At 45.4% G+C, this 12,456-nt stretch carries 13 protein-coding genes; 4 read left to right on the top strand and 9 right to left on the bottom strand.

Going from position 1 to position 12,456, the window contains the following annotated elements:
* Positions 1–161 precede the first annotated feature (161 nt).
* The gene (locus WG943_RS07635; RefSeq protein WP_340407926.1) at positions 162–416 is read left to right on the top strand and encodes a hypothetical protein; all 255 of its coding nucleotides are present in this window, start codon (positions 162–164) and stop codon (positions 414–416) included.
* A 55-nt stretch (positions 417–471) separates the two neighbouring features.
* Here the strand turns inward: WG943_RS07635 and WG943_RS07630 are convergent, their stop codons facing one another.
* The 4 genes from WG943_RS07630 to WG943_RS07615 form a co-directional block, all read right to left on the bottom strand.
* Positions 472–1,617, bottom strand: a complete 1,146-nt coding sequence (locus WG943_RS07630; protein WP_340407924.1) for an App1 family protein — start codon at positions 1,615–1,617, stop codon at positions 472–474.
* 56 nt (positions 1,618–1,673) lie between these two features.
* Complete coding sequence (locus WG943_RS07625; protein ID WP_340407922.1) at positions 1,674–2,465, bottom strand: M48 family metalloprotease; 792 nt, start codon at positions 2,463–2,465, stop codon at positions 1,674–1,676.
* A gap of 258 nt (positions 2,466–2,723) precedes the next feature.
* On the bottom strand, positions 2,724–5,573 hold the full coding sequence (locus tag WG943_RS07620; protein WP_340407920.1) for a M16 family metallopeptidase: 2,850 nt from the start codon (positions 5,571–5,573) through the stop codon (positions 2,724–2,726).
* Positions 5,574–5,652: 79 nt separating this feature from the next.
* Complete coding sequence (locus WG943_RS07615; RefSeq protein WP_340407919.1) at positions 5,653–6,057, bottom strand: hypothetical protein; 405 nt, start codon at positions 6,055–6,057, stop codon at positions 5,653–5,655.
* A gap of 153 nt (positions 6,058–6,210) precedes the next feature.
* On the opposite strand from WG943_RS07615, the gene WG943_RS07610 reads away from it, so the two are divergent.
* Positions 6,211–7,299, top strand: coding sequence for a DNA topoisomerase IB (locus WG943_RS07610; RefSeq protein ID WP_340407918.1), 1,089 nt, complete (start codon positions 6,211–6,213; stop codon positions 7,297–7,299).
* A 102-nt stretch (positions 7,300–7,401) separates the two neighbouring features.
* Here the strand turns inward: WG943_RS07610 and WG943_RS07605 are convergent, their stop codons facing one another.
* Both WG943_RS07605 and WG943_RS07600 read right to left on the bottom strand, forming a co-directional pair.
* On the bottom strand, positions 7,402–8,031 hold the full coding sequence (locus tag WG943_RS07605) for a DNA-3-methyladenine glycosylase family protein (protein WP_340407917.1): 630 nt from the start codon (positions 8,029–8,031) through the stop codon (positions 7,402–7,404).
* A 156-nt stretch (positions 8,032–8,187) separates the two neighbouring features.
* Complete coding sequence (locus WG943_RS07600; protein ID WP_340407915.1) at positions 8,188–9,231, bottom strand: threonine aldolase family protein; 1,044 nt, start codon at positions 9,229–9,231, stop codon at positions 8,188–8,190.
* Between WG943_RS07600 and WG943_RS07595 the strand changes: the two genes are divergently transcribed.
* Entirely contained in the window at positions 9,224–9,493 is a 270-nt protein-coding gene (locus WG943_RS07595; protein WP_340407914.1) for a hypothetical protein, read from the top strand. The two genes, WG943_RS07600 and WG943_RS07595, sit on opposite strands and share 8 nt — an antisense overlap.
* A 107-nt stretch (positions 9,494–9,600) precedes the next feature.
* Here the strand turns inward: WG943_RS07595 and WG943_RS07590 are convergent, their stop codons facing one another.
* Complete coding sequence (locus tag WG943_RS07590; protein ID WP_340407912.1) at positions 9,601–10,098, bottom strand: metallophosphoesterase family protein; 498 nt, start codon at positions 10,096–10,098, stop codon at positions 9,601–9,603.
* Positions 10,099–10,457: 359 nt separating this feature from the next.
* Positions 10,458–11,099 carry an orotate phosphoribosyltransferase gene (pyrE, locus tag WG943_RS07585; RefSeq protein WP_340407911.1) on the bottom strand — a complete coding sequence of 214 codons (642 nt, stop codon included), beginning with the start codon at positions 11,097–11,099 and terminating at the stop codon, positions 10,458–10,460.
* A 109-nt stretch (positions 11,100–11,208) separates the two neighbouring features.
* Between pyrE and WG943_RS07580 the strand changes: the two genes are divergently transcribed.
* A complete protein-coding gene (locus tag WG943_RS07580; protein ID WP_340407909.1) occupies positions 11,209–11,889 on the top strand; it encodes an NUDIX hydrolase in 681 nt (226 codons plus the stop codon).
* Here the strand turns inward: WG943_RS07580 and coaD are convergent.
* The gene (gene coaD / locus WG943_RS07575) at positions 11,843–12,322 is read right to left on the bottom strand and encodes a pantetheine-phosphate adenylyltransferase (protein ID WP_340407907.1); all 480 of its coding nucleotides are present in this window, start codon (positions 12,320–12,322) and stop codon (positions 11,843–11,845) included. The two genes, WG943_RS07580 and coaD, sit on opposite strands and share 47 nt — an antisense overlap.
* Between the last annotated feature and the right edge of the window lie 134 nt (positions 12,323–12,456).

Raw genomic sequence — 12,456 nt, 5'->3', positions numbered from 1 at the left:
ATTTGCGTTTAATGCAGCTCTAGCCTATGGACAACCTGAAAAGAACTTGTGAAACCTGTGACCAGCCATTGGTGGGCAGGGTCGGTAAGCGCTACTGCTCCAACCAATGCCGCGCGGCAGCCAGCAACCGGAGGCGCTCCGAGGACACGGGTGAGCGCTTGATGAAAGAGATTAACAATAAGCTGCGCCACAACCGGCAGGTGCTCCAGCGGGCCAGCCCCGAGGGCAAGACCACTCTGCGCCGCGAGGTGCTCCAACTGGCCGGCTTCGATTTCAGGCACTTTACCCACCTTTACCGCACCAGGCAGGGCAACACCTACCATTTCTGCTACGACTATGGTTACTTGCTGCTAGAAGACGAAAAGGTGCTTATTGTGAACTGGCAGCCTTACATGGACAAAAGCGAAATCCGGTAAAGTATAAACTTATACGCTACCGGATTTTCATAGTACTCAAAGTATGGCCTGTAAGCTATTCCTCATCACCAGCCTCATCCACTTCAGCTTCTTTTTCTACTTCTTCAACTTTTTCAGTAAAGATATACCCACAATCAGCGGCATGCGCGGCTGCTGCTGCTGTATCTTTTACTAGCACTATTTCTACTTCACCTTCTTCTTTAAGCTCGTCAAAAATCTTTTCAACTTTTTTCGTATGTTTTTCAATGGCTACATCTCTGATATAAATTGCCATAATGCGCCCCGGATGTTTGCGTACTACTTCGCTGTAAATAGCTGCATCCTGCTGTCCGCTGTCGCCGATCAATACAAAGTTTAGTTTAGGATAGGTGATCAGGATATTCTCTATCTCTTTATACTTGTGGCTCATGTGGTCGGAGTGGCCTAGCTTTGTTTCGTCTATACCGAAGTCGCGGAGCAGGAGAGGGCCCTGTGGTATCTCGTTTAGCTCCAGGAAATGGTAAAGTAGGTCGTAGTTGTTCCAGGGGCTGCTACTAACGTAAAAGAACGGATTGTTGCGCTTGCCATTACGCCCCAGCTGGAGAGCCTTGTAAAACTGCGATACCCCATGAAAAGGTATGCGGGTATGGGCATTGTTTAAGAGCACATTCCTGCCTGTTGTTAGCAAGCTGGTGGCACCGGTGCGTACTATGGTGTCATCAATATCCGAGATGATGCCGTACTCTGCGTCCGGAGGCGGCACAAGCACATAAGCTGTTTCTTTTATGCCTGGTTCAAACCCATTTACGGGTGCTTCCAGGAGCTCTAGCTCAATTGGATGCCAGATGTCGTCGAGTTGTAGTGGTGTCTGGGGTTGGATGTTTAGTACAAAATAACCTTCTACATCAGTAGTTATCTCATGTTGTTGCCCCTGCAGTGTAAGCTGCACGCGTGCATTGGGTATCTCGTCGCTTTCGAAGCGGCGGTACATGTTTAAAAGGTTCTCCCAGGTAGTATGGGTTTCTTCTGATTGCCTGATGCCTTTATTTACTAACACGCGTCCTTTTACATAGAGGCGTTCGGGAGTGCCGTAGCTGCGATAGGTTACGATGTGCAGTGGCTTGTTTCTCCATAGCTTATCCTTCAACTTAAAGGTAAGGTAGTCTATTTTCTCTTCGGCTTTAAGTATAGTGCCTGCCAGTTTATCCTTTACTTTTTTCATAGTGATATAGTACGTAAGCAAAAATGCCTGCTGGTAGGCAGGCATTTACAGTTGTGTTAATTTAAAGCATTCTTCAGCTGCTGAAAATCGGTGTCTGCCGCTGAGGTTGTTTTACAGCTTTTTTGTTGTGCAAGTTGCTGTATGTTCTGAATTCTGTTGCCTGGGTCAGGGTGTGTGCTTATAAACTCTGGTGGAGTTGCCTGTTGCCCTTCCTGCTGCATTTTTACGAAGAATCCGGCTGCTCCGTCGCAGGCATAGTAATTGGTGCCCGCCAGGTAATCTACAGAGGTGTTGTCGGCTTCAGTCTCGGCCTCTCGGCTAAAGCGTAAGCCGGCTAATGTGCCAGCTAACTGGCCGGCAATGGCCTGTAGTGTACCGGGATCGTTACCCAGTGCAACAGATAAGAGCAGAGCAATACCATAATCGCGTTGCAGTTGTTTTACGCTGTGGCGCTTATCGGCATGAGCAATTTCGTGGGCCAGCACACCGGCAAAATGATCCTCATCTTCCAGGAACTTTACCAACCCGGAAAAAACATAGATCTGACCACCCGGAGAGGCAAAGGCATTTAGTGTCTCGTCGTCTTTGATGATTTTCACCGTCCAGGGGAATTCGCTTTTATACTTTACCTGGCCTGAGTTAAGCACACGGTTCACAATACGGTTCAGGCTCTGGTAAGCTTGCTGTGTTTTGGCATTGGTGCTGTTTGGATCGAGGAGTTTGCCTTGGGCGCGGTAAGTCGAGTCTACTTCTTCAGCCACCTGCTGGCCTAGTCTTATATCATCCTGAATAGAAAAGATGACGCCATCGTTGTCTTCGCAGCTGCTAAAAAGCAGTAAACTGCACATAGTTAATACCCAAATAGGTATGAAAGATCTTTTAATCATAAAGTGTTTGTATAATTTTTAATGCAACGCAGTAAACGGCTTAAAATTACTTTTTCTATAAGGGTAAACCAACGTATGGCTTTCCCGGCGCTGCAATACACTTTACGGATTTACAAAGTTGCGGGGTTACAAGTATGGCGCACAGTCACTTTCTGAAATGGGTACAAAAAAAGAGTCCCCGAAAATATCCGGAGACTCTTCTAAAGTGTAGTATGTACCTTATTTTACGGATGAGCTACCGATCGGGTTGCCATCAGTGTCTAGCTCAACTACTTCATAATTAAGTGCTTGTAGTTTAGAAAGCACTGTTTTCTTATCGCCAACCACCACAATGTGCATGTTGTTTACCGGCAGGTGTTTCGCTGCAAGCGCATCAATGTCTTTTTTGGTGATGTTGTTAAGAATATCAGTCTGCTTTTTCACGAAGTCCTTGTTCAGGTCGTACTCAATAATGCGACCCAGGAAGCCGGCTTTCTGACCAGGAGTTTCATACTTACGTGCATCAGACTGACCGATTGAGCTCTTCATGAACTTTACTTCATCCTCAGTGATACCTGTCTTGCTGAAGTTGGTAAGCTCTTTCATGAATTCGGTTACAGACTCGGCTGTAGCATCGGCACGAACGCCGGCAGAAGCCGTGAACGGACCGGCAAACTTAGAACCTGCAAAGTATGAACGGGCACCATACGTATAGCCTTTGTCTTCGCGCAGGTTCAGGTTGATGCGGCTGTTGAAGGCACCACCCAGGTTATAGTTCACCAGGCCAAGCTTATAGTACTCACCGGTTGCATCGTAAGGTATGCCAACATAACCAATTCTGATCTCAGACTGAGCAGCATCAGGCTTGTCTACAAAGTAGATGCGGGTTTTCTCGATGGCCGGTGCCTTTGTATCAGCTACCAGTTTCACATCCTTCTTCTTCCAGTTCTTCAGGAAGTTGAGTTTACCCATGATCTCTTTTTCTGTAATATCACCAACCACTACAAGGTTTGCTACAGAAGGGGAGAAATTAGCTTGGTAGAACGTCTTTACATCATCCAAAGTGATGTTGTTCACGGTCTCAGCCGTACCTGAAGATGGCATTGCCTCAATGTGACCTTCGCCATAAAGCAGCTTCAAGTATACATTGTTTGCAATAGCAGTTGGTTGCGTTGCCGTGTTAGCAATGCCTTCTAATTGCTGCTTTTTCAGACGGTCAAAATCGTCCTGGTTAAACTTAGGTTTAAACATACGCTCTTCCATCAGGGCCAGCGTCTTGTCCAGGTTCTTCTTCAGCGACTGTACGTAAACATATGTTTCCTCGGAGCCGGAGTAGATGCTAACAGAGCTACCTAATTTGTTGAGCTCGTTTGTAAACTCCTCTGAAGTATAGTTCTCAGTATCCTCGTTCAGCATAGCAGCAGTAATCGATGCCACACCTGCCTTGCTCATATCATTTGCTGATAAGCGGTGACCTCCTTTAATAGAAAGTTGCAACGTTACTGTTGGGATCTCATCAGACTTGGCGCCAATTATCTTTAAGCCGTTTTTCAGCTTTGTGGTGTAGTAGTTAGGCACTTGCACCACTGGGTTTGCACCAATTTCAGGACGTTTGCTACGATTAAATGTATCAACAGCCTTAGTATACTTCAGGTTGCTATAGTCTTCTGTAGCAGCTACATAACCGTCTTTAGAGACAGTATAGTTATCAGCTTTAGCAACCATGTCAGACTTGCCTTTTGGTACTACGCTAAGTATAACAGCATTTTTGCCTTTGATATACTGGTTGTACACGCGCATTACATCCGCTTTGGTAACAGCGTTGATACGCTTGATTTCCTCCTGAATGTAGTTCGGGTTGTTACGGAACGTTTCGTAAGAAGCCAGTTGCGATACTTTACCGCTTACGCTTGCCATTCTGTTAATCAGGCTGCTCTCGGCAGATGCCTTGAAACGAATAAGGTCATCGTCAGAAATTCCGCGAGTCTCAAAATCAGCAATCGACTTACGTACCAGAGCTTCCATGTCGGCAAGTTTGTTGGTAGGGTAAGTAACTACTGTAATGCCAAACTCACCGGCAAGCTCAGAAGTTGAGTTGAAGGTAGAAGCTTGCATGGCTTTCTGATCTTTTACAAAGTTTTTGTAGAAGATAGAGTTTTTACCTTGTCCTAATACTTCTGCTAATACATCCAGTGCTGGCTCATCTTTATGTCCTGCCTCTGGGGTAGGGTAGGTCATGCGCAGCATCGGGAAACGCACGTTGTCTTCGTAAGATACGTAACGGTCTTTGTCCAGCTTCGGTATCATTGGCTTCATGTCCTGTACGGCAGGGCCAGCAGGAATAGAGCCAAAGTATTTTTCTACCAGTTTCACGACTTCTTCAGGCTTTACGTCGCCACCAACTGTTACAGTAGCATTGTTTGGGCCGTACCAGCGCAGGAAGAAGTTTTTCAGGTCATTTACGTTTACACGGTTCAGGTCCTCAATGTAACCAATGGTTGTCCAGGAGTAAGGGTGGCCGTAAGGGTAAAGGTTCTGAGAGGTTTTTTCGTATACCAAACCGTACGGACGGTTGTCATAATTCTGGCCACGCTCGTTCTTTACTGTTTCGCGCTGCACTTCAAATTTCTGCTGCGTTACAGCATCTAATAAGAAGCCCATACGGTCAGCCTCCAGCCACAGTGCTGTCTCCAGCTGGTTGCTAGGCACTGTTTCGAAATAGTTTGTTCTGTCGCGGTTGGTTGTACCATTCAGCGTACCACCAGATTCAGACACAATCTTGAAGTGCTCTTCGTCGGCTACGTTATCTGAGCCCTGGAACATCATGTGCTCAAAAAAGTGCGCAAAACCAGACTTGCCTACCTCTTCGCGGGCTGAGCCTACGTGGTAGGTAACATCCACGTGTACTACCGGATCAGAATTATCCTCGTGTACAATTAGAGTAAGGCCATTAGATAGCTTATACTTTGAGTAAGGTATAACCAGTTCGCTTCCTTGCTTGGTTACCTTCTCCACTAATTTTGTCTGAGCTTCGGCTGCGCTTATTACACTGGCAGTAAGCACAATACTCAAACCGACTTGCTTTATCATGTTTGTCTTTTTTGATGGTAAAATCTAACAAACAAGATAACACAAGATAATATAAATCAAAAATAATATAGACGAAACCCTATTTTGTTTCTCTTAAAACCTGTTTCGCAAACATTACTGACACTGCGAAGGTAAGCAAGGCGATCACTAGCATGGCAGTTGTAAGTAAAAAAGCCATTCCGGCTTTTTCAGTGGTAGCTGTTTCCTGTGTACCTTGCATCATGCCTAGCAGTTTAATAAAGTAAGTGGCAGAGCGCCAGCCAAGTATAAGTGTCAGCATACCTGCTTCTACAGCGCCAAGTATAAATCCCCAGCGGTGCCCCCGGTTCAGGAAATGGCCTGCTGTGAGTCCCATTAAACCACCCACGGCTCCGGTTATTAAAGCAGTATTTGCCTGCTCTCCGGCAAGGTCTACGGCCACTACGCCACAGGCCAGCATAAAGAAACCAAAAAAGGCGTATAAATAGGATAAGTTTTTGTGCATGGTAAGGGCGTTTAAAGTACAAGGTGATGCCGCAAATATAAAAGAGAACCACCGACGATACTAACACAAGACATCTAAAGTATGACCGACGCAAAACTTTTAAGGTAAACTGTAGTATGATTTGCTTGAGGTGATGAAATGGAGCCTCTGAAGATGGCAAGAAAGAACGAAGTGCACGAATTATATGCCGACCCAACCAAATCTGCTGCAGGGGCCGGCTTACGCTATACATCCGATACCAAATCAGGATTTACCCGCAAAAAAGCTGGTAAAGGGTTTCAGTTCCTGGATGATAAAGGTGAGAAAATTACAGATGAAAAGACGCTGGAGCGACTGAATGCCTTGGTAATACCACCAGCCTGGACAGAAGTATGGATATCAAAACATCCTAAAGGACATTTGCAGGCAACTGGTCGCGATGCCAAAGGGCGCAAGCAGTACATTTACCACCAGCAGTGGCAGCAGGCGCGCAACCTGACAAAGTTTGGGCGCATGATCACTTTTGGCAAGAGTCTGTCCGAACTACGGGAGCAGATAGAGCAGGATATCAAGTCCCGTCATTTGGACCGCCGCAAGGTAACAGCATTGGTGCTTTCTATTATGGATAATGCTCTGATCCGGATTGGGAACCGTCACTATGCCAAATCAAATCAATCGTATGGCCTTACCACCCTGCGCGACAAGCATGTAAAATTTAATGGCAGCACTGTGAAGTTTTCCTTTAAAGGCAAAAAGGGTGTGGAGCATGAAATTGACCTTAAAGATCGCAGACTTGCCCGTTTGGTTAAAAAGTGCCGTGATATTCCTGGGTACGACCTGTTCCAATATTTTGATGAGAACGGAGAACGGCAAACGCTGGAATCTGGTGATGTGAACGAGTACCTGCGCGAGGCTACGAAGTATGACTTTACTGCTAAAGACTTTCGCACCTGGGGTGGCACTGTGCGCATGGTAGAGTGCCTGGAAAACGTGCTTGACGAGAACCCTGAACTAGGTAAAGAAAAATGTATAAAAGAGGCTGTAAAGCAGGTAGCTAAGGGGTTGGGTAATACCCCAAGTGTCTGTACCAAATATTATATCCATCCGGAGGTGGTAAACTTGTTTAGAGAAGATAAACTGTTGCGTTACTTGCAAAAACACGAAGCCACCGCCTCTAAAAACAAAAACTTATCGGGATCTGAAGAGTTGGTGCTAAAGATGCTTCAGAAGGTCGCAAAAGAGCAGGAGAAAAGTGCTGCATGAAGTAAATCGATGAACTTACAGATTAAACGGTTTAGGCTTATTAGAGAGATTGTTAGCAGCACTGTAGCCCAACGCAATCAGTCTAATCACTTTGACCTAAGCCTACTTTGGCATGTTATCCAGAGACTGCCACAGGTACTTACTGGCGATGGTGCGATAAGGGCGCCATACTTCGGCAATTTCCTGCATGCGTAGTTTTAAGGCTTTGCCTGCCTCTGTTAAACCATAATGGCGCTTCATAGCATTCTGTATTCCCAAATCATCTACAGGCAATACATCTGGCCTTTCTAGCGCAAACATCAACAGCATTTCTACTGTCCAGCGGCCTACTCCTTTTATCTGCGTCAGGTGCTGTATTAATTCCTCATCTGGCATGGCATCTATGGTAGCGTGCTCTAAATTACCCTCCGATGCAAAAACAGCCACGTTGCGCACATAGCCAATCTTCTGAAATGAAAGTCCGGCACCTCGTAAAGTCTCGTCAGGTGTTTGGAGCACCAGTTGGGGATGCGGATAGCTCTCCGGGTACAGTTCTCTAAATCTTCTGAATATTGTTGCCGCAACTTTGGTACTTAGCTGCTGCGATACGATTGAGCCTAGCAGTTTAAAGTATAGATCTTCGGATTTGGAGGATTGCAGTGATTGTCCCTGCTCAATTATAGCGGTAATAATTGGGTCCTGGGACAAAACGGCCATCACTTCGGCAGATGGGTAGGCAGGAGAGGAGCTCATAGTTTTAGTGTGATTATGAATGCTGAATTGTTAATTATGAATTGTAATAAACTCAATTACAAAAGAGTCTGTCATTTCGATCATCGGGGGAAATCCGAAATAGTGTGGGGCATGAAATACTCCAGACTTCTCACTAGCGTTCGAAATGACAATAAATTATGCTTCTACCTGATGCTTACTAAGCGACTTTAGCACCTGCAGCGTATGCTCCATCATCTCGTCGGTTACATCCAAGTGAGTTACAAAGCGGATCATCTGGGGGCCAAAAGCTGCTGCACGGATACCTTCTTTTGAAAGTGCAGCAACAAAGTCAGCATCGGTATACTTTTGGTTCAGTTTAAAGATCACGATGTTTGTTTCTACAGGCAGCACACTTTCCACATAGTCTGTCTGCAGCAGCGTTTCTTCCATAGCTTTGGCTTTGCGATGGTCTTCTGCGAGGCGCTCTACATGATTATCTAAGGCATAAATACAGGCTGCAGCAAGGTAACCGGCCTGGCGCATGCCACCACCAAATACTTTGCGCACGCGTCTGGCTCTTTTTATAAATTCTTTGCTGCCCAGCAACACAGAACCTACCGGAGCGCCCAGTCCTTTAGAGATGCAGATGGAAATGCTATCGAAGTATAAACCGTAGTCTTTTGCAGCATTACCGGAGGCAACCAAGGCATTAAAAACACGGGCACCATCTAAGTGTAGGGCTAAATTATGGCGCTTGCAAACTTCCGAAATGGTTGCAATTTCATCTAAAGTATAAAATGTACCTCCACCTTTATTACAGGTGTTCTCTAGCGCTACAAGTTTAGTCTCCGGAAAATGTATGTTATCCAACGGACGAATATTGGACTCTATCTGTGCAGGCGTCATTTTTCCACGGTTGCCATGGACCAAGGCTGTAGAAGCACCAGAGTTAAAAGCAATGCCACCGCCTTCGTATTGATGTATATGTGCTGTAATATCGCAAATAACCTCTGTTAGCGGCTGCGTGTGCACTTTTATAGCGATCTGGTTGGTCATGGTGCCGGAAGGGCAGAACAGGCCGGCTTCCATACCAAACATGGCTGCGGCCTTCTCCTCCAGTGCATTTATAGTTGGGTCTTCTCCGTACACATCGTCGCCAACTTGTGCCGCAAACATGGCTTTTAGCATTTCTGGAGTTGGTTTTGTGACGGTGTCGGAGCGTAGGTCTGTTATGTTCATATCAATTAGATTCAGAAAAATACTTTACTTTGTAAAAATAATATTTTACTTTTGCCCTTCAAATTTAATAATTGCAACGATGGGAGTTACTAGACTTAAAAGAAAAGACCGTAAAAATAAGGCAAGAGCAAACAACAAGGTTGCTAGAATTAAGCAGCTGTTGTTAACACCAGTTATCAAAAACGTAGATATGGACGAGCTTAGAGCTCAGTTCGGTGAAGCTCCAAAAAACAAACCAGCAGAAGAAACTTCAGCTGAGTAGTCTTTTTACGGCGAAGTATACCATCTGCCTGCCAACGCTGACTAAGCTAGGTTGGCGGGTTTACTGAAAGATTTCAGAGTGTGTTTGCTATAGCAAGCACACTTTTTTTATGCCCGCTTGCCAAGCTCAATTACCTGCAGGTTCTTCACTTGGCCTTCTTCCACGTCAAACCGCACCATTGTCCTGATTTTGTGAAAGCCGTGCTTGCCGGCCGCCCCTGGGTTAATGTGCAGGAGGTTGTTCAGGCTTTTGTCCGTCATCACCATAAGTATGTGCGAGTGGCCTGTAATGTATAGCTGTGGTGGGTTATCTTTTATAATTTGGCGCACATCAGGGTGGTATTTGCCAGGGTAACCGCCAATGTGTGTCATCATTACATTCAGCCTATTTACAGTAAATCGGTTAACCTTTGGGTGCACCTGGCGGATGGCAGCATCATCAATATTGCCATAAACTCCTCTCAGCGGCGCTATCTCACTTAGTTTTTCAGATACTTCCATACTCCCAAAGTCGCCGGCATGCCATATCTCGTCTCTGTCAGAGAGCAGGCGTATGATTTGGTCGTCGAGGTAGGAGTGGGTATCGGAGAGGAGGCCTATTTTCATGATCAGGATATTAGGATGAACAGAATGAACTTAGGGGTTAAACTAATTTAAACTGATTTTCTGGATGAAGTATAATATAGCGTTGAATAGCCAAAAGTCAAAGTATAGGCACTACTGCTACCTTTCGAATTAAGAAATCCGAATGAGCATTATTTATCTTTTGCAGGGACAGGTTGCGACCTGCCCACGTTGTGGCTGTGCTACAAAACTTATATTTTGGTCAGTAACGGCAAAACTCCCCTCCTTGTTTAAAGGAGGGCATGGGTAGTTTGACTGCAAAAGTTAAAAACCGAGGTTATTATCCAGGCGCTCGCAGGACCTTCAGACGCTGCGAGATCTTGGCAACTATATGAACACTGCTAATCCTGATTCCAGGTCTCTGGCGATTTCCTCCAATCAGCAAGAGCATCCATGGCACTTTCCGGAATGTAACCATTGGCAAGTGCTGCCTCTGTTAACGCATTATAGTTGCTTAGGCAATGCAGTGATATTCCGGCTTTCTTAAAGTTTTCTTCAGCCACGGCAAAACCATAGGTGAAAATGGCGGCCATACCTACTACTTCGGCACCAGCTGCCTTTACTGCCTCGGCTGCTTTAAGCGAGCTTCCACCAGTGGAGATTAGGTCTTCTACTAGCACCACCTTCTGGCCCTCTAGCAATCTGCCCTCAATCTGGTTGCCCATGCCGTGCTTTTTAGGTTCAGGCCTAACGTACAGGAAAGGCATCTCCAGCAGTTCAGCCACCAGTGCACCTTGTGCAATACCAGCTGTTGCTACACCGGCTATGGCCTCGGCATCCGGATATTTTTCTTTGATGAGCTCTGCCAGCTGCTGCTTTATATAACTACGGATGTAGGGGAAAGAGAGCGTAACGCGATTATCGCAGTAAATAGGTGAGTTCCAGCCGCTGCTCCACTTAAACGGCTGCTCTGGTCTTAGTTTTACGGCCTCTGTCTCTAGCAAGTATGAGGCTACCTGATGTGCTGTGTTCGTAGAATCCATGGGTCGAATTTACGTAAATATTCTTCCTTTTTAAGTTTAGAGGTTTTGATTAACGTGGTTTTTTTATCTATTTGTGTAAATTTCGCATTCATCTGACGTACCAAACTGCATGAACGTTTTTATAAACGATATTCCCCTGATCCTTAAGAAAGCATCTGAAAAGACGTATAAGCATGAGTATGACCTTATTCTGAAGGCAGCAGACCACTTTACCTCTAAAGATTTGGTGGGAGATGTGCTCATAAAAGATGCTGACGCCGTGTTAATTGACAGGCTGGTGCGCCTGATGGAAGTTAAAAAGTTGAAAAAACTGAAGTCGCTGACGCTCGTTGCTGATAAAAAGAAACGCCTGATAGCGCACCTGAAGGATCAGTTTAAAATAGTAAAAGCAGCCGGCGGACTTGTTATAAAAGATGACAAGATCTTGATGATGTATCGCCTTGGCGTGTGGGACCTGCCGAAGGGCAAGCTCGATAAGAAAGAGAAAGTAAAAGCAGGCGCCTTACGCGAAGTAGAGGAGGAGTGCAACATACAGGTAGAGGTGCTGGAGAAGCTGCCAAAAACCTGGCATTCCTATGCTTACAAGGGCAAAAAGATACTGAAGAAGACCAGTTGGTTTTTGATGAATTGCACCGACGACAGCCTCATGAAGCCACAGGCAGAGGAGTTTATTGAGGAAGTTCGCTGGATGACACCAGAAGAGGTGATGGAGGTGCTACCTAATGCCTATACTTCTATTTCTTTTATCGTAAGACACTATCTGCAATCTCAGAAAACCGGAAAGGTATAAACTCATCCACATTGCCTCCGAAACGGTGAATCTCACGGATAATAGAGGAACTGATGGCGGCAAGTTGTGGTGACGTGATCAGAAAAACGCTTTCAAGATCGTGATTTACGTGCTTATTGGCTTGGGCTATGGTGTTTTCGTACTCAAAATCTGTGGTGTTGCGTAAGCCGCGCAATAAAAACTGAGCGCCTTTTTCACGGGCATACTCTGCAGTTAATCCTTTAAAAGTATCAACCTTGATGTTATGCTGGTCTGCGAACAGGCGTGTCATCACTTCTACCATCTTCTCTACCGGAATATAGCGTTGCTTACTGCTGTTATTTCCGATGGCTACAATCACTTCATCAAACAGTTTCGCACCACGTAGCACCACGTCATAATGGCCGTTAGTAAAAGGGTCAAATGATCCTGGGAAGAGAGCGATGCGTTTCATGAACTTATTTGTTGATTTTTAAATTGTTGGTTGTTTTGTGATGTATAAAGTTTGCTGTAGTTGATGCTTGTACGCTCTGTCTAATTCTATTAGGAATGTACTCCTGATAATCTGTTATAGTTAATTACCTCCAT

The sequence above is a fragment of the Pontibacter sp. H249 genome (assembly GCF_037892465.1).
GTDB lineage: Bacteria > Bacteroidota > Bacteroidia > Cytophagales > Hymenobacteraceae > Pontibacter.
The sequence above is the reverse complement of the archived record's forward strand: the minus strand, read 5'-3'. Positions and strand labels throughout refer to the sequence as shown.